Here is a 16,986-nt window from a genome sequence, read left to right as displayed (position 1 = left end):
GGAGGACCGGCTACTCCTACAAGGGCTGCACCCATCTCACCAGCCGAAACGCCGACTCTTGCGGTTTCAACCTCAGCCGTAACCGAACGGCGTTGCCTATAATCCCCTATCAGAATTCGGCGGCGGTGGTGGCTGGTTCAGGCAATGTGTGGTGCCGCGCGTCGCCAAATCGATCAGTGCAGGCGTCGCAGGTCGCCTACCCGCGGAGGTCTGGCAGTTCTGACGGAGCGACGCTGATACGGACTGGGAATTGCCCGGCGATCCGGTCGAACTCCGCCAGCGGGGCGTGCCGATCGACCGGCGCATGGGCCCGTGCTCCCGGGGCGCAGTCCAGGTAGCGGCGCAGGCGACATGACGGATCGCCGAGGCTCATCGCGCATGACGTGGGTTGTTGCCGCAGACAGATGTTTGCGGGAGAGATGCAGACTCGAGGACGGTGTCCGGGAGGGAGGAGGCCGTCGTGGGCGAGGCGAGGCCGGGCGGGCGCCGCACACTCGTCCCGCTTGTCCGCCAGTTACGCACGTACGACCGCCACTGGCTTCGCGGCGACCTGGTGGCCAGAGTGGTGGTTGCGGCGCTGATCGTCCCGAAGAGTCTCGGATATGCGGGCATCGCCGGCATCCCGCTCGAGAACGGGCTCTATGCGGCCGCGGCCGGCGCGATCCTGTACGCCGTCTTCGGCACGAGCCGCCAGATCTCCATGGGCCCGAGTTCCGGACTCGCCGCGATTGCGGCGAGTGCGGTGATCGCGGCGGGCATCACCACCGACCAGGACGCGGCCTCGCTCGTCGCAGGGATCACGCTCGTATCGGGTGTCCTGTTTCTGGTCGTCGCTGTACTGAGAATGGGCTGGATCGCCCAGTTCCTGTCCCGAGCCGTTGTCACCGGCTTCTTGTTCGGGGCGGCGATCGACGTGGTGATCGGCGAACTGCCCAAGCTGACGGGGACCGACGTGACAGGATCGAACCCGCTGCAGGAACTGTGGTCGTGGCTCGGCACCGTCGGTGACGCGGACGGTGTCACGGTTGTCGTCGGCACGGCGGCGCTGCTCGTGGTCTTCGGCCTGCGGCTCGCAGCTCCGCAGGTGCCCGGAGCGCTCGTTCTGGGGATAGGCGGTCTGCTGGCCAGCCGGCTGTTCGACCTCGAAGCCCGTGGTGTCGCACTCGTTGGCGACGTGCCGAAGGGGCTGCCTTCGCTCACTGTTCCGCCCCTGGACCTGATGTGAGACCACGCCACCACGGTGGCGGCGGCAGCCGTCGCGCTCGTACTGGTCGGCTTCTCACAAACGGCTGTGTCTCGGTCGAGACCAGGACGTAATCGCGCTCAGGGCCCATGCTGCTGGGGATGCCATGGCCGTTCTACCGCAACCAGAGACGGCCGATGCTTTATTCGGGCGTGGCTGCGTCGCGAGACAATGCCGCCGGATGGGCAGGCGAGTTGTTTCCACACCCAAGGAGGCTTGATGATCCGCGCTCTCGATGGCATGCCCGCCGGCGTCCTCGCCTTCGAGGCCGGCGGCGAACTCAGTAGGTCGGACTACACCGAGGTTTTGGCCCCAGCGCTCGAGTCCGCGTCGGCCAGCGGTAGCAAGATCCGTGTCGTGCTGGTCTTCGCTGGTCCCTTCTCCGGCATGGAGCCCGGCGCCCTCTGGGAAGACCTCAAGCTCGGCATCCACGATTGGAATGCGTGGGAGCGCATCGCGCTGGTGACCGATATCCGATGGATGCGGGACGGTCTGCGCTTCTTCGCGTGGGCCGTGCCGGGCGAGGCTCGGGTCTTCGATCTCGACAAGCGAGACCAAGCAGCCGAATGGGCGGCGGGCTCCTCGTGAACGGTGAGCCTCGGGCGACAGGCCGTCGATCTGAGCAACCGCTCATCGGCTGATCAGGTCGTGTGGTCGCCTGCCGGCTTCCGGTCTGTGACACGGCCTCATCCTCCGTGGCGACGGTGGCACTCGGCGGAGAACGCAGCGGAATACGGCAGGTCGGGAACAAGTACTCTGCGACGCCTACGAGGAACGGATCTCGGCCGCTTTGAACACTCACGGCCCCGCGTCTGCGGCGGCCCGCGGCGCACGGCCGAACAAATTGTGTGCCGTCAGCCTGGTTGCCGTGGACTCGCTCAACCCTCGCGCCGGGCGATACGTCGGCTGCTCGATGGCAGTTTCTGTACGAGGAACTCTCGCGGTTCGCCGGCGAGGCGTTGCCGCTCGACGAGGAGGTCTACGCGTCCGCCTCCGCGACCAACCACCGCAACCGCGGCATCGTCCACCTGCTCGAAAGCCGCGGCCGGCTCTACTGTGATCCAACGCAGGCGCTGGATCTGTACACCAGGGTTTGCTCGCTGACCATCACAGCATCGAACCTGGCGGTGATGGGAGCCACACTCGCCGGCGGCGGTGTCAACCCCGTGACCAACACCCGCGTCGTGGGCGCCGACATCTGCCATTACGTCCTCGCGACGATGACGACGGCCGGAATGTACGAAACCTCCGGGGAATGGCTGTACGACGTTGGGGTGCCGGGCAAGAGCGGCATCGGCGGCGGCATCGTCACCGTGGCCCCGTAAAGGGGCGTTGGGGACGTTCGCACCACCGCTTGACAGCGCGGGCGACAGTGTCAAGGGTCAGTTGGTCGCACGGTTCCTGGCCAAGCGACTCGGGCTGAGCCTGTTCGCCTCGAAGCCCGAGAGGTGAACCGGCCGCCGCGGCGGCAACGTGGAACGGCCATGCCATAGGAGCCCGACGCTGACCAGGATTTTCCGACGTGGTGCTTGCCACGCCACGCGGGTACCTGGCCAGTCGCATGGGTCCCTGGCAACACAGCTCGTCCGCGCTTCCCGCTCCGCCTTCGCGGGTCAGTCCTCGACGTGGACATCGAGCAGCGGCAGGTCACCGGTCTCGTTCCCCGGCCAGTACCACACACGCGACGCGGGCACCGCCGCAGAGACTTCCGACCCAGGCTGACTACTGCGATTGCGGACAGGACGACCCGACTACCCGGCGGTCTGTGGATTGCAGTCGCCCCGGCAAGACACCTGTTCAGTATGGGAACAGCGTGGGAACGAAGCGGCGGCGATCCGAGTCAACTGAAGTCGAAACCGGCCGAACTGGTGATGGCTGGTTACGCCTGGAGTCGGGTTCGGTACAGGTGCGGGTGTACGCCGACGTGGACGCGGTCAAGGTGACGAGATCGGAGGTATTGCACCTGTCGCAGGGGGCTGACCATACTGCGACTGTGATCGGGTGAGGGGAGTCCATGATGCGACGTGTTCGGATCGGCCGTGTGGCGGGCGTGCTCAGCGCTCTGTCACTTGTGGCTGGCATGTTGCTCACCGCGCAGCCGGCCGCGGCGATCACCGGGGGGCAGCGCGATGAAGTGCATACCAACGTAGGTGTCGTCCGGTTCACTACCGAGTCGGGTCGGTTCCGCTGCTCGGGCACGCTGATCTCGCCGACGGTAGTACTCACTGCGGGCCACTGCACCGGCGACACCGCCGCGAGCCCGGCGACCAACGTCTACGTTTCGTTCAACACCGACCTGCCACTCGACCCACTGGCGCCGGGCATCACCCCGCAGGAGAGAGCGGCCCGCGCGGCGAACTACATCACCGGGACCGCACACCCCGATCCCGGCTGGACCGGAAAGCTGTCGATCTCCAAGCAGCACGACCAAGGTGTCGTGGTGCTGGATGCGCCGGCCGCGTCGAAGTGGCCGGGCATCACGCCGGCGCCGCTGCTTCCGGTGGGCACGCTCGACGGCAACCAGGGCGCGCTGAAGAACGAGACGTTCACCCTGGTTGGCTACGGCGTTGCCATCGGCGCGAAGAAGGCGCAGATCGTCGTGCCGGAGCGGCGCTTCACCACGTCGTTCCTCAAGAACGTGCAGGATGAGGTCGTCACCTTCCAGATCAACGACCGCGACTCCAAGGCCGGCGGCGGTTCCTGCTTCGGCGACTCCGGCGGGCCGGTGTTCCTCGGCCGATTCGTGGCCGGTGACGCTTCCTTCGTGAACTCGCTGACCTGCAACGCGACCGGCGGTTACCAGCGGGTCGACACGCCGTACGCGCGGGCCTTCCTGGAGCAGTTCATGTAACGCGGCCCGCGGTCCGGCAGCGCACCGGTCTGCCCGGTCGCGCATGCAAGACAGCCCAGGCCGACAACCGCGTCGACGACTCGCCGGACGCAGTCGGAGGTGTCAGGGTCAGTCAGCGCGGTTGGTCGGTCTCTGGTCGTACTCCTGTGGGGGCTTGGTGGAGACGTGTTGATGGTCCGTGGGTTCGTAGTGCGCCGCGGTCTCACCCGAGCCGTGGCGTCGCGTCGACTTGGCGGCGGTCACCGCTTCGAGGCCGACGATGTACAGAGTCCACAGGGCAAAGCCGACCGCAACCAGGACGACGATGATCAGCGGTATCGCGATAGCAGCACCCATGAGGAGCCTCCAGTCCCGGGACGTTTCCCCAGTACCCGGTGACCAGCGCCCGCAATCGGTTGCTCCAGCAGGATTCGCGTGTGCCCCGATGCTCGGCTGAGCGTCGGGTTCGGCCGCGTCGCCCAACGCGGTCCATGCTCGTCCATGGGCTTGTTAGCAAGGGTGTTAGCTCGGGCCAGATGGTCGTTCTGCAGGCACCGGTGACAGGCCGGCGGATCTCACCAGCTACTTCGGGGCGGCCCCGGAACACCTACGGCGCTCCACCAGGGCTTCGGCCGGATCCACTGCGCTCAGTCGCTGGACGGCTGCCGATCGCGTCAGCGTGGTCGACCCACCCCGCGCCGAGGGCGCGCCTTGATTCATAAGAGGTCAACTCGGCAAGGGGCTGTCCTCCGTCGATGTCCTCCGCCGACAGATGCGCGACACATGTCCGCCAATTGATTTGCGACAGTCGAATGCGCGGATGCTGAGTTCGGGAATCCGCTAGCGTGCCCGAGCACGCTGCACTCTCGGCGGCTACTTGTGCGCGGATGGAATCCGCAGACTCGAGCGTCTTGACCGCGCTGCAACGGAATGAGTGCCTGCTGCGTAGGTAGCGTGTGGAGATGCCCGCTGAGGTGTTCGTGCGCGGAGGTACGCGCGGCTTCGCCGAGTACGTCGCCGCGCGTGGGCCGTCACTTCAGCGCTTCGCCTATCTGCTGACAGGCGATCGCGCTGAGTGTGCGGACCTGGTGCAGGAGGCGCTGGCAGGGGCATGGCCACGGTGGGAGGCGTTGGTGGCGAAGGGTAGTCACGATGCCTACCTGCGCCGGTCCATCGCGAACGGCGCGGTCTCACGGTGGCGCAAGCTGCACCGGCTTGTCCCCATGGCGGAGCCACAGAGTGGAGCGATGCAGCCGGGTCCGGATGCCGCCGATGCGGAGGTGGCCTGGCAACTGTGCGCCGAGCTCCCGCCGCTGCAGCGTGCCGCTGTCGTCCTGCGGTTCTACGAGGACCTGTCCTACGCAGACATTGCCGACGTCCTGGACTGCGCCGAGCCGACCGCGCGATCCCATGTCCACCGTGCGCTCACGACACTGCGCGGGCGCCTGACCACTGGAGCCGAGGATGAGTGAGTTCGAACGTGAAGAGCGGGCGTTCCGGACCGCGCTGGCCACCCATGCAATCGAAGCGCCTCCGGGTGCGCCCGAGGTCCTTCACCCGGTCAGGCGGCGCTGGCTGATCAGCCTAACCGCTGCCGCCGCGGTCGCGGTCGCGCTACTCCTCGCCCCGCTTGTGATCAGCGGACACGACAACCCGTCCGCTCCGCCGAGCGGCTCACCGACGACTGGGTGGGCGCACCGCGAATGGCGCTGGGTAAGCTACCGCAACGTCGAAGTGAAGGCGCCGGCAGCCTGGAACTACGACTACGGGGCAGCGCGTCCCGACTGCATCAACCCCCGCAATCCGACAGACCCCTGGGCCCGCGACGTCCCCAACGCCCCCTACGTCATGGTGGGTGTCCCCGCCCGCGTTGTGCCCTCTATCGGTTGCTCCCGCAAGCCGGAACCCGGCGACCCCGACCCCGCGTTTGGCGACCTCCCCTTCGCCTGGTGGCAGCCCTACATCAAGCTCGACGAGGCCCGGCCCGACCTCGACTACCCCGACCGCAAGGACGGGCAGTGGCAATATCGCGACTGGCGATTGACCCGGACCACGGTCGACGACGTCCAGATCAGTGTGCTTGCCCCACCAGATGACCCCTCCCTAGGCGGCGCCGTGCTCTCCTCCGTGAAGCACGTAGAGATCACAAGCCTGGGCTGCGAGACCGACTCTCCGGCGCAGGGCGAACGGTTCGCAGCACCCAGCGGCTCCCCGATTCCCGCTGCCGACGAGGTAGCCGCGGTGGCAATTTGCGAGTACTCACGCATCAACAGCCGAGCCACGATGAACGGCCGCGCCGGTCTCGATGGATCGCACAGGATCACCGGCCAGGCCGCCCGTAACCTGGTCGCTGCGATCCACGACGCCCCCACCGGAGGCGGGCCCGATCGGCCCGAGAACTGCGTGCAGGACATGTACGGCGACCGCGCCATCGCGCTGCGCTTCTTCGCGACCAGCGAGGAGACCAACAGCCCCCTCGCGGAGGCCTACGTGTACTACGACTGGTGCTTCGGCAACGGCATTGTCGGCGCAGATGGCAAACGACAACTAACCCGAGCCAACTGCGCACCGCTCTTCGCGCAGCCGCCGATCACGCTCTGGTCGGGCTCCATGCCCGTGGTGGAAGCCTGCGGCCCGCCCGGCCGCTAAGACCGCCGAGCGGATCTGCGGCAGTTCCGGATGGCCGCAGCGCACGCTGTCCGCGGCATGAGCGGACGTTGCACATCACTCCTGGGTGACGCGCAACTCGATGGTCAACGCGTCAGGATGCGCCCAGATTGCTCAGTAGTTACTCCACGCACCCGAGCCGTCCTCAGTTCCTGCCGCTGCCCCACGTCTCATTTCGTCGGGCGCATCAAGTTCATCCATGACGCACAGCACAGCCTCGTTTGCGCCGATGGCCCCGGTGCCCGGTTCACGGTCGGACGGTGTGGTGACGCTCAGCAGAGTCTCGAAGTCTGCTGGCCGCCACCCCAGGACGCGCTGTGGCTAGCTCGGTCGGTCGGGAGTCCCGCGGTGCTTGCCATCCGGTTCGCTGAGCGCGACGCCGAGCTCATTCAGCAGTTGCTGCTTGCGTCCGGGATCGGCGAAGGATGCCTCAATTGAGTTGCGAGCCAGCGTCACGAGGTCTGCACGTGTGAGATGGCCGGCTTGGGTGAGGGCGTCGAGATTGTCGTCGACGTAGCCACCGAAGTACGCCGGGTCGTCAGAATTGACGGTCACCTTGATCCCTCGCTGCAGCATGGTTGACAACGGGTGTGAGGCGATGTCCTCGACTACTCTGAGGCTCACGTTCGACAGAGGGCACACGGTCAGCGGCACCTGATCCTCAACGAGTCGCCGGACGAGCTGTTCGTCTTCGAGGCAGCGCACGCCGTGGTCGATCCGCTCGACGCCCAACACGTCGAGCGCCTCCCAGATGTAGCTGGGTGGACCTTCTTCACCAGCGTGGGCAACGCGGTGCAGACCCTCGGCGCGAGCGCGTTGGAACACCTTGGCGAATTTCGACGGAGGGTGCCCTACCTCAGCGGAGTCGAGACCCACGCCAATGAACGCCGCGTCCAGGGCCAGGGCTGCGTCTAGGGTTGCCATCGCCGACTCTTCGCTCTCATCCCGCAGGAACGCCACGATCAGCCCGGTGCTCAGCCCATGAGTCCGTAGCGACTCGGACAGGGCGCTGGCGACTCCCGCCATGACCTCGCGCAGGGGGACCCCCCGGGCAGTGTGCGCCTGGGGGTTGAGGAACACCTCAGCGTGCCGCAACCCCGCCGCAGCCGCGCGCACCAGATAGGCCGTCGTCATGTCGGCGAAGTCTTCGGCGGTCCGCAGGACGTCGACGTTGGTATAGCACAGGTCCAAGAACGACTGCAGATCGGCGAAGGCATAGCGTGCCCGCAGCTGGTCGATGTTTGAGTACGGCAGCGCGATCTTGTTCCGTTCCGCGATCGCAAAGATCGTCTCGGGTTCGAGGGTGCCTTCGAGGTGCAGGTGGAGCTCTGCGGCCGGCAGCATGTAGGTGTGCATATCACCTCCGCATCCGCGGCGGATAGACGCACTCCTTGAACCGCACGCATCTCGGCAGTTCCGCGCTTCACCATCAGCGGCAGATGCGGTCGTTCAGCCGAGCGCGACTCGTTCTGCGTCGATCCGGTCCGCGGGCCAGACGGTGTCGGCAGAATCGACCAACCAGATGGGCGCATCAAGGCCCCGGGCCAGGATCTCGCCCACCTCTGCAACCCAAGCGGGCGAGCGAGACTCAAGTATCAAGGTCGACATGGTCCGCGGGTCGGGCATCCCACCTGTCGAGTCCCAGCCCTCCCATTCGGCGGGGTTCATGTCGACGGCATAGATGTTCGTCAGTGGTGCGGCTGCGCCGTCACAGTGGATGGTGTCGCCGGCGTCGATGAATCGACTGTCGGCCAAGAGGGTCCGTCGCACGTCGCCGAACAGGTCGGCGTTGCTTCCGAGGACGATCACGTATCGGGACACGCACCGAGGCTATCGAGCAGGGATTCCGCATGTGATCGGCGTCAGCACCATCCGCGGCATGTCACGATGACCCGGTGACGGACAACCGATTCGTGATTGGTCCGCGATCGTCGGACGGTTCGTTCCGACTTTTGCGAATGCCGGACGGTCTGGTCCTGCGCGCTCGATCGTGGGACGACGTGTGGGCTGCATGTCCGGAGTTCAACGTCCCGTGGCGTGCCGTCGGTTTCAGTGACTTGGTCGTCCGTCAGCAGGTGCTCGACATGTGGGGAGATCACCCCGACATGCCGTCATGAGCGTCAACGCTCGGATCGCGGCTAGATGAGGGCGTTGGATCTACGCCCTGCGCAGCGAAGGCCTCGATCAGCGAGACTGCAAGCCAGTGACCGCGGAGCAGAGCCATGTGGAGAGCAGAGCCCACCCCGCCGCCTACAGGCGACGCAAGTGGATCTGCGCCTCGGGCGAGGAGGTACGCCGTGACGTCGACGTGAAGCGGGTCGCCCGTCTGAGTGTGTGCATCGATTTCGACGTCGACCGCGTGCTGGAGTAGGGTCAGACCAACATCGATCTCTTCGACGTCGACACCGCCATCGAGCAGCTCCCGCAGCCTCGGCAGGTCCTCGTTCTCGACGGCAAGGTGCGCAGGTGTCATCGTCATTCCTCTGGTTGGGGCAGAAGTATCTGCGTAGCACACGTGGACGAGGCTAGCCGCAGTACTCGCGGCCTGGTCGGATGCCTCCATCCCGACAGCGGCATGTGCGGACGTTCGCGAGGCTGGCCTGAGAGGATCCGATTTATGATCGGCGATCACCACGATCTGCCGCGCCGGGCGCGTGATGCTCGGGGCAGCCATGAGGTGGATGGTGATCGTGGCATTCGGCGATCTGGAAGGGAACACCGGCGGGGATGGCGAACGGATGACTGGCGGGATGTCGGCGGCGGATGAGGCGACCCGGCTGAGGTCGGCGCGTGGGTTTCGGGTGGAATTGGACTATCTGCTGCCGGATGGTGCGGCGGAGGTGGGGCCGCGGGTGGTGGACTGGTTCACGGACGCGGTGGAGCGGCTTGCGGGCGAGTTCATGGCCGAGCTACCGGCAGGGGGGCTGCCGTCGAAGGGGTTGCGTGACCCGGCGGGTGGGCCGTTTGGGCCGGTTGGTTCGCGGTGGTGTTCGTTGCTGGTGATCGGGCAGGGTGAGCGGCGGTTGTCGAAGTCGCTGCGTGCGTGGTCGCCGAAGAACTGGGAACGGTTCTTGTCGCAGGCCGCGGATGTGTCGGTTGAGATGTCGGCGAAGTTCTCGACCTTGAACGGGTTTGGTCATGCCGGAGTTCCGAGTCTGACGATCTCGGCCTACCGGCCACGTCCACCCGAAGCGCGGCAGTGGCTGCGGCTGGACGCTACCTACGTTGTGGGGACGTTGGGTGAGACCGCGCCGATTCCGGACGAGGTGCCGGAGGCGTGGCGGGAGTTCCTGCTGGCGCAGGCCGAGCGGTCGCCGGCGGTGTTCGGATTCCTTGCCGATGACGCGATCTCGGCCGGGACCCGCACGCCGCTCGAGGATGTAAGAGCGACCTTCCCGGACGACACGCTGCCGCTGTCGGACTCCCAGATCCGGGGCTATTCGTGGGTGACGGTCACGTCGGCCGGTGTTCTGCAGCGGTTGGGTGGGATCGAGGCGGTCCGCAAGGGTGGCGCGTTTGCGAGCGCGGTCGAGTTGCCGTCGGGTGGGGCCGTGTTGCAGGCGACGCCGCGGTTGTCGGAGTACGAGGGTGACGCGGTCCGCCAGGTGTTCGAGGCGTTGGCGCCGGTGCTGCCCGAGGACGCGCCGTGGCCCGACGACTTCAACCGGTTCAAGCTGATCTACGAGGCGCCGCGCAGGTAGTGCGGCTAGCAAAGTCCGCAACTCGGCATGACAGTGCGCGGAACGCGGCAAATCCGTGCGTCTGAGAAGGTGGTTCCATGCCCGCAGTCATCGCCCGAGTCGTGTCGCTGGAGAGCGATCCGTTCCCCGGTTGGGCTCGTGTCGCACTGGAGTTGGCTGACGGCGGGAGCGTGGAAGTGCACGAAAAGCAGCCGGTGCTCGGGATTCAAGCACAGGCTCCAGGTGCGGTCGTACACCTCGCCTGCGAGGTCATTAAGGACGTCCCGTACGGCGTGACCGTCCGACTTCTGCACGGTGTAGAAACGACCGATGGGCGTGCCACCGTCGAGGTGAACCGCAACCAGATCACGGACTTCGAGTAGTTCGTCTACGGCCTGTGCCACAGACCGGATACCGCAGTTGCGCGGTCGGGATGTGCGATCACTCGTAGACTGTCGCGGCCTTGAGAGCATCGTTTACGACTTCCCAGCCGTTGCCAGGCGGCACGGTTCGTCGATTCAGGTAGTAGCCGCCCGAATCGGCAAGCCAGGACGCGAAGGCTTCGAGGTACTCGTGGAGCTCAGCATTTGTCCAAGGCGCACCCAAGGCCGCCTCTTCAGCGAAGTCACGGGCCGTTGCGATGACCCGATCCCGGCCCTTCGCCAGCGAGGCGGAAGGACATCCACCGGCTGCGCACTCCTCGTCCACGTCAAACTCACCATGCTCGAACTCGTAGTGAAAGCACACGAAGTGCATTCGCTCGAAGACCTCGAACTGTGCTGCGGAGACCTTGACAGGTCGGTGGCATCGTCGGCAGTCGAGCTGCATTCCCGCAGCATGCCACGCGGCCTTTCGCGGTTGATAGGCAGCTCGGGTGGACGCCCGCACATCGGCATGACAGTGCGCGGAACGCGGCATGTCCGCGCGTTGGTCCAGTGTCTCGCGGCAGACGGTGGCAGTGATGGAGCCGGCTTTAGCAGTCAGCCCGGTGCGCCGAGGGCTGCAGAGCGTGCTGAATGGGATCCGGCGCACGGGGTATAGCTCGGCATCTGCACGGTCCCTGTCGCACATCAGCGGCCCGCACGGGCATCCCACCAAGGCCTGCGCAGAATTTCCTCGCCTGCCCCCAACGTGACGGCCGGGTTGTTCGTCTGGGTGGGTGACAGGGAATGGATGGTGGTGTGGTGGCGGCTGACTGGGAGCGGGCGTTCCGGGTGTTGCTGGCGACGCGTGGCGGCGCACTGCGCTGCTATGCGTACCTGTTGACCGGCGACCCGACGGCAGCCGGCGACCTGGTCCAGGAAGCGCTCACGCGCGTTTTCGGTCGGCGCCGGGTCGGCGCGGACATCGACCAACTCGAGGCCTACGTCCGGCGCGCGATGCTGAACCAGTACGTCGACAGCCGCCGACGACTCAAGCGGTGGAACGCGACCCGGCACCTGCTGGTGGATCCACCACACCACGACGACGACCGGGTCGCGGTCGCCGACGAGGTACGGCGAGCCCTGGCGACCCTGTCTCCGCGGCAGCGGGCCTGCGTTGTGCTGCGGTACTACGAGGACCTGACTGTCACCGAGATCGCAGACGAACTCGGGTGTGCCGAGGGCACCGTGAAACGTCACCTGGCCGACGCGAGGGCGAAACTCGCCACGCAGCTCGGCATGAGCGAGGAGAGCACCCGATGACCGCCAACGACCTCCGCGAACTGCTCCGCGCCACCGCCGCCGAGGGCAGCGACGCCGTCGACCTCGCCGAGGACGCAGTCGTCGCCCGCATCCAGCGCCGCCGCATCCGCACGAGGCGCTACGCGGTCACGGGTATCGCGCTGACCGTTGCCGCGGTTATCGCGGCCACAACCTGGGCCGTCCGCCCGGGAGACGGGCATCCGCCGGCCGCCACGACACCTCCTGCCACGCGGTTGGTGGGCATCGGTCACGCCGCCATCGCCGTACCCACGCAATGGGCCACGAACCAGCTCCACTGCGGAACGCCGCAGAAGGACACGGTCATCATCGACGCGGGCCCCCAGGGCCTCTGCCAGACGCCTTACCCGAAAGGTGTCGAGAGCGTCATGGTGCGTAGCGGCAAGCCAATCGACTTCCACGCCGACGAGACCTTCCAACTCGACGGCGTGCGAGCCCAACGTCAGCGGACAACCTGCCCGGTCGACTCGCTCAACCGGGTCACGGTCTGTTCAGGCACAGTGTTCATTCCGTCTCTCGACGTATCGTTCCAGGCGGAGTCCTCCACGAACGCCGACGAAATTCACAGCATCCTCGCCCGGATCACGATCATCGCAGACAAGGTCGGTGTCCCAGAGCCCCTGTTCAGCGAATCGAATCCAGCCGCCCGTTTCGGCGAGCAATACGCGGACAGGCTCACCGCACTCGGCCTCAAACCCAACATCCAGACCAGGAAGTCCCCCGGCTCCATACCCGGTACCGTCCTAGCCGTCTCGCCATCGCCAGGCACGATACTGGCGCCTGGAGCACCGGTGACAGTCACCGTGCCGGCTGGAAGCGGGCCGGGGACAGCCGAGGTTCCCCCTCGGATCGTGACGTCTGATTTAGACGGTCCTACTGGAATGGAGGCCGCCCTCCAGGCCAGGTTGGCCGTCGACGCGAACGGATGCGTTCGGGCGGGCGCGGGGAAACCCACGGTGACACTCGTGTGGCCCCGCGGGTACACCGTCAAGGGCGATGCCAAGTCCTTCGAGATCCTTGACGGCGCCAACAATGTTGTCGCGCGGTCCGGCGTACTCCTCACCATCGACGGTGGTGGCGCCGACCACTTCGAGGACACCTGGACAGGGCGGGACTGCGTCAGCGGCGGCCACCTCTGGATGGTCGGCACCATCCACGCCTCCCGATAACAGTCGCTCCGTCGGCGACAGGTCTGGTGGCGCGCCAGTGGAGGTCCAGCAGGGTCCGCTCGCGCCCCAAACGGCTACTCGCCCGAGTCGCAGCCAGGAGTAGCAACACAGCTCGAATGAGATCGAGCTATTGCACCAGGAAGCGCGCACTGTTCAGGGCCGCACGCGGACGGGATCGAGTCCGGTGAGCAACTTCCTGATTTCGGCAGATCCGTGCGTTGGTCGGCGCCCTGGTGGTGGCCAGGCTTCTAGCCAGTCGCGAATCAGTTGGCGGACATGTGTCGCGAATCTGTTGGCGGATCACAGCGTGCATAGGCGGCATAGGCGGCGGAACCCTGGGAGCGTTCGTCTATCCACGCAACAGTCCGCGACGGGCCTTGCGGGGCGGAGGGTGTGGTGTTGTGGTTCAACACATCCCGGACGGGTGTCTCACGACATGCCGGACTGATGTCGCAGGAGATGGCGGACGGGGTTGTTGATGTTCGGGCATGTCGAAGGCCCGGTTGGTGATCATGGCTGTGGTGGTGGAGAAGCGGCCTGTGGCTGAGGTGGTCGCCGAGTACGGCGTGGCGCGGTCGTGGGTGTATGAGTTGCTGGCGCGGTGGCGGGCCGAGGGGAGGCGGCGTTCGAGCCGCGGTCGCGGCGGCCGAAGACGTCCCCGCGGGCGACCTCGCCGGCGGCGGTGGAATTGGTGTTGCGGCTGCGTAAGCAGCTGGCCGAGGCCGGCCTGGACGCGGGCGCGGACACGGTCGGCTGGCATCTGGAACATCATCACCGGGTGCAGTTGTCGCGGGCGACGATCCACCGGATCCTGACCCGGGCCGGGGCCGTGACGCCGGACCCGGGGAAGCGGCCCAGGTCGTCGTACCTGCGGTTCGCCGCCGAGCTGCCGAACGAGTGCTGGCAGTCCGACTTCACCCACTACCGCCTCACCCGTCCCGACGGCTCACCGGGCGTGGACGTGGAGACCATCACCTGGCTGGATGACCACTCCCGCTACGCGCTGTCGGTCACCGCGCATGCCCGGATCACCGGGCCGATCGTGCTGGCCAGCTTCCGCGAAACCGTTACGCAGTACGGGATCCCGGCCTCCACCTTGACCGACAACGGCATGGTCTACACCACCAGGCTCTCGGGCGGGAGAGGCGGCCGCAACGGTCTCGAGACCGAGCTACGGCGGCTGAACATCGTCCAGAAGAACTCCCGCCCGAACCACCCCACCACCTGCGGCAAAGTGGAGCGGTTCCAGCAGACCCTCAAGAAGTGGCTACGGGCCCAGCTGGCCCAGCCCACCACGCTCGCCGAACTCCAAGCGCTCCTGGATCGGTTCGTCGAGGAGTACAACCAGCACCGCCCGCACCGGTCCCTGCCGCACCGCGCCACCCCGGCCACCGCCTACCGCGCCCGCCCCAAAGCCACCCCCAGCACCGACCGGGCCGGTGAGGTACACCACCGGGTCCGCACCGACCGCGTCGACCACACCGGCGTCGTCACCCTGCGCGTCAACGGCCGGCTGCACCACATCGGGATCGGGCGAACCCACGTCCTCATCCTGGTCCACGACCTCCACGTCCGGGTCGTCGACGCCGCCACCGGCGACCTCCTCCGCGACCTGATCCTCGACCCCACCCGCGACTACCAACCCACCGGCCGACCACCCGGACCCGCCCCGAAAAGAAACAGGTGAACCCACGAATCGTGGGTTCACCTGTCCGGTATGTCTTGAGACATCACAGGGCGGAGGGTGTGGGATTCGAACCCACCATGACGGTCGCCCGCCATACCGGTTATCCCGGCCGGGGTGGCGATCCGGTGGTCCGAGGGGCTTCACGGCCGGGCGGAGCTCGCACAATCAGATGTGCCTCGGCCCGCGCATCCCTACCCCGGCGCCGGTCGATGACCGCCACGACCAGCCACTCAACAACGTCGCCGCGCACTCGCTCCCCCTTGGCCGACGCTGGGGCCTCTGCGGGAACCGCGAGCTGGACGAAGTGCGGGCCGGACTCAAGACCACCGGAGAATAACTCGACCCTTTCTACGCAGACCCACTTGGTTATCTCCAGGCTTGAGTCGAGGGCGTCGTCCGGGTCCGGATCGTCCTTGTCCAGGTAGATGACCTTGTCATAACCCAACTCGACGTGGCCGCCTCGGACCTTGGCATCGAGGCGGTCGATATCGACGCGGCACGTGATCTGCTCACCGGCGGTGACGATCCTCGGCTGGATGCTCACCCTTACCGACGGCCTGCGGCCCGACGACTGCATCTGCGACCCGCCAGCCACACCAGGTTCCGGTCGCGTCTCGCCTTCCCGGGCAACGTCGGTGGCGATCGGCCGCGCAGTCGGCTGGTCGGAACCACCAATAGTGGCATTGGAGGACAGCCGTGGGGTGCGTGGGATCTCCGCGATGGCCACAGCGTTCACGCTCGATTCCTGCCACAGCGGCCAACCCAACGGCGCACCGGCGTCGAGGTCCCAAACGCGTAGCGACTTGTCGAGTCCGCCGGAGACCGCAACCAAAGCGGTCCCGGATTACTCCGAGCGCCACGGCGCTGACCCAGCCGTCGTGTCCCGCGAGCGGTTCACCATAAGGGCCGCCCGCGTCCAGATCCCACACCCGCACCATCTGGTCGGAGCCGCCGGAGACCGCGATCGGTCGCTGGCCCAGCTGCCCCACCGCCACCGCGTTGATCCAGTCGTCGTTGACCCAGTCGAGTCCCCTCCGCAGCGTGCCCAGCTGCTTGCCGGCCTCCAGGTCCCACGCCCGCACCAGGTTGTCGAAGCCGCCGGAGACCGCGATCGGCCGCCCGCCCAGCTGCCCCACCGCCACCGCGTGGACTATATCGTCGTGAATGAGTGGCTGGCCCAATTGTTCACCCGCGTCCAGATCCCACACGCGGAGCGTGCCATCATCGCCGGCAGACACCGCGACCGTGCGGCCACGCAACTTCCCCATCGCCACCGCCGTGACATTGCCGTCGTGACCCGAGAACGGCTGATACACAGGCAGACCGGAGTGAAGATCCCACACTCGAACGGTGTTGTCGTTGCCTCCTGACACCACGACAGGCCGATCGCCGATAGTCCCGAATGCCACCGCGAGGACCTTCCGGCGATGGCCCTCAAGCGGCGCGCCCACGGCTTGCCCGGAGACCAGGTCCCACACTCGCAGCGTGCGATCGCTGCCGCCGGAGATCACAATCCGACGAGCTCCCAGGTTGCCCACAGCGACCGTGTTGATCTTTCCATCGTGGGCCCTCAGCGGCTCATGCACGAGCTGCCTTGACTCCAGATCCCAGATCCGAACCAGCGCATCGTCGCCACCAGACACGACGATCGGCAGCAGGCCCGGTGAGGGCGCCGACGTCGCCGTCCCCCACACCGGCAACGGCTGACCAGGTTCGGGGCTGTCCACCTGCCCTCCCTCGGTGCGGCTCCGCCTGGCGACATTCTCCGCCTGGCGCGGCGCCGGCACCAGGGACCAGACCGAGCAGTCGAGGATCGTCGTCCGGCCCACCCAGACGGGGGCACTGGGGCCTGAGCGACCTGCGACTGATCCGTGGCAGGCTGAGTACAACTCCAGCGCTGTCGCCCCGCACGCGGGACGCCCCCGAGCTGTGGGCCTGACACCCTGAGCAGTCTGCGCCTGACACGACAGGCCCCGATTCGTGCCAGCTACGTGCCCGTGGACAGGG

Annotated in this window: 17 protein-coding genes and 1 pseudogene; 11 read left to right on the top strand and 7 right to left on the bottom strand. The window is 66.8% G+C overall.

Annotated elements, in window-relative coordinates; translation table 11 throughout:
• Positions 1-460: 460 nt before the first annotated feature.
• The 4 genes and pseudogenes from ACIBL3_RS33880 (at position 461) to ACIBL3_RS33865 (ending at position 4,094) form a co-directional block, all read left to right on the top strand.
• Positions 461-1,225: a SulP family inorganic anion transporter gene (locus tag ACIBL3_RS33880; RefSeq protein WP_396357892.1), complete on the top strand. Its 765-nt coding sequence runs from the start codon at positions 461-463 to the stop codon at positions 1,223-1,225.
• 237 nt (positions 1,226-1,462) lie between these two features.
• Positions 1,463-1,831 carry an STAS/SEC14 domain-containing protein gene (locus ACIBL3_RS33875; protein ID WP_396357891.1) on the top strand — a complete coding sequence of 123 codons (369 nt, stop codon included), beginning with the start codon at positions 1,463-1,465 and terminating at the stop codon, positions 1,829-1,831.
• A gap of 260 nt (positions 1,832-2,091) precedes the next feature.
• Positions 2,092-2,695: pseudogene (locus tag ACIBL3_RS33870) on the top strand (glutaminase).
• Positions 2,696-3,257: 562 nt separating this feature from the next.
• Positions 3,258-4,094 (top strand): trypsin-like serine protease, encoded by an 837-nt coding sequence (locus ACIBL3_RS33865; protein ID WP_396357890.1) that lies wholly within the window; start codon positions 3,258-3,260, stop codon positions 4,092-4,094.
• A gap of 108 nt (positions 4,095-4,202) precedes the next feature.
• Here ACIBL3_RS33865 and ACIBL3_RS33860 read toward each other — a convergent pair whose 3' ends face one another.
• The gene (locus ACIBL3_RS33860; RefSeq protein WP_396357889.1) at positions 4,203-4,430 is read right to left on the bottom strand and encodes a hypothetical protein; all 228 of its coding nucleotides are present in this window, start codon (positions 4,428-4,430) and stop codon (positions 4,203-4,205) included.
• Positions 4,431-5,035: 605 nt separating this feature from the next.
• Between ACIBL3_RS33860 and ACIBL3_RS33855 the strand changes: the two genes are divergently transcribed.
• A complete protein-coding gene (locus ACIBL3_RS33855) occupies positions 5,036-5,545 on the top strand; it encodes a SigE family RNA polymerase sigma factor (protein ID WP_396357888.1) in 510 nt (169 codons plus the stop codon).
• Positions 5,538-6,722, top strand: coding sequence for a hypothetical protein (locus ACIBL3_RS33850; protein WP_396357887.1), 1,185 nt, complete (start codon positions 5,538-5,540; stop codon positions 6,720-6,722). Before ACIBL3_RS33855 ends, ACIBL3_RS33850 begins: the two co-directional genes overlap by 8 nt.
• Positions 6,723-7,061: 339 nt before the next feature.
• On the opposite strand, the gene ACIBL3_RS33845 is transcribed toward ACIBL3_RS33850, so the two are convergent.
• From ACIBL3_RS33845 to ACIBL3_RS33835, 3 genes are all read right to left on the bottom strand, one after another.
• On the bottom strand, positions 7,062-8,096 hold the full coding sequence (locus tag ACIBL3_RS33845; protein WP_396357886.1) for an adenosine deaminase: 1,035 nt from the start codon (positions 8,094-8,096) through the stop codon (positions 7,062-7,064).
• Between the two features lie 93 nt (positions 8,097-8,189).
• Entirely contained in the window at positions 8,190-8,561 is a 372-nt protein-coding gene (locus ACIBL3_RS33840; RefSeq protein WP_396357885.1) for a hypothetical protein, read from the bottom strand.
• Positions 8,562-8,835: 274 nt separating this feature from the next.
• Positions 8,836-9,213, bottom strand: a complete 378-nt coding sequence (locus ACIBL3_RS33835; RefSeq protein WP_396357884.1) for an ankyrin repeat domain-containing protein — start codon at positions 9,211-9,213, stop codon at positions 8,836-8,838.
• A 208-nt stretch (positions 9,214-9,421) separates the two neighbouring features.
• Between ACIBL3_RS33835 and ACIBL3_RS33830 the strand changes: the two genes are divergently transcribed.
• Together ACIBL3_RS33830 and ACIBL3_RS33825 are read left to right on the top strand one after the other, a co-directional pair.
• The gene (locus tag ACIBL3_RS33830; protein ID WP_396357883.1) at positions 9,422-10,441 is read left to right on the top strand and encodes a hypothetical protein; all 1,020 of its coding nucleotides are present in this window, start codon (positions 9,422-9,424) and stop codon (positions 10,439-10,441) included.
• Positions 10,442-10,518: 77 nt separating this feature from the next.
• Complete coding sequence (locus ACIBL3_RS33825; protein WP_396357881.1) at positions 10,519-10,803, top strand: hypothetical protein; 285 nt, start codon at positions 10,519-10,521, stop codon at positions 10,801-10,803.
• Positions 10,804-10,861: 58 nt separating this feature from the next.
• Here the strand turns inward: ACIBL3_RS33825 and ACIBL3_RS33820 are convergent, their stop codons facing one another.
• The gene (locus ACIBL3_RS33820; protein ID WP_396357880.1) at positions 10,862-11,248 is read right to left on the bottom strand and encodes a hypothetical protein; all 387 of its coding nucleotides are present in this window, start codon (positions 11,246-11,248) and stop codon (positions 10,862-10,864) included.
• 356 nt (positions 11,249-11,604) lie between these two features.
• Here ACIBL3_RS33820 and ACIBL3_RS33815 point away from each other — a divergent pair, with 356 nt between their 5' ends.
• The 3 genes from ACIBL3_RS33815 to ACIBL3_RS33805 all read left to right on the top strand — a co-directional run bounded on the left by ACIBL3_RS33815 (position 11,605) and on the right by ACIBL3_RS33805 (position 14,979).
• Positions 11,605-12,105 (top strand): RNA polymerase sigma factor, encoded by a 501-nt coding sequence (locus tag ACIBL3_RS33815; RefSeq protein WP_396357878.1) that lies wholly within the window; start codon positions 11,605-11,607, stop codon positions 12,103-12,105.
• A complete protein-coding gene (locus ACIBL3_RS33810) occupies positions 12,102-13,292 on the top strand; it encodes a PASTA domain-containing protein (protein WP_396357877.1) in 1,191 nt (396 codons plus the stop codon). The genes ACIBL3_RS33815 and ACIBL3_RS33810 overlap by 4 nt, the downstream gene beginning before the upstream one ends.
• 601 nt (positions 13,293-13,893) lie before the next feature.
• The gene (locus ACIBL3_RS33805; protein ID WP_396357876.1) at positions 13,894-14,979 is read left to right on the top strand and encodes an integrase core domain-containing protein; all 1,086 of its coding nucleotides are present in this window, start codon (positions 13,894-13,896) and stop codon (positions 14,977-14,979) included.
• 100 nt (positions 14,980-15,079) lie between these two features.
• Here ACIBL3_RS33805 and ACIBL3_RS33800 read toward each other — a convergent pair whose 3' ends face one another.
• Both ACIBL3_RS33800 and ACIBL3_RS33795 read right to left on the bottom strand, forming a co-directional pair.
• On the bottom strand, positions 15,080-15,523 hold the full coding sequence (locus tag ACIBL3_RS33800) for a hypothetical protein (protein WP_396357875.1): 444 nt from the start codon (positions 15,521-15,523) through the stop codon (positions 15,080-15,082).
• Positions 15,489-16,706 carry a WD40 repeat domain-containing protein gene (locus ACIBL3_RS33795; RefSeq protein WP_396357874.1) on the bottom strand — a complete coding sequence of 406 codons (1,218 nt, stop codon included), beginning with the start codon at positions 16,704-16,706 and terminating at the stop codon, positions 15,489-15,491. The genes ACIBL3_RS33800 and ACIBL3_RS33795 overlap by 35 nt, the downstream gene beginning before the upstream one ends.
• Between the last annotated feature and the right edge of the window lie 280 nt (positions 16,707-16,986).

Source organism: Kribbella sp. NPDC050124, assembly GCF_044460355.1.
Lineage (GTDB): Bacteria > Actinomycetota > Actinomycetes > Propionibacteriales > Kribbellaceae > Kribbella.
Note: the sequence above shows the minus strand (reverse complement) of the source record. Positions and strands in the feature narration are given on the sequence as shown.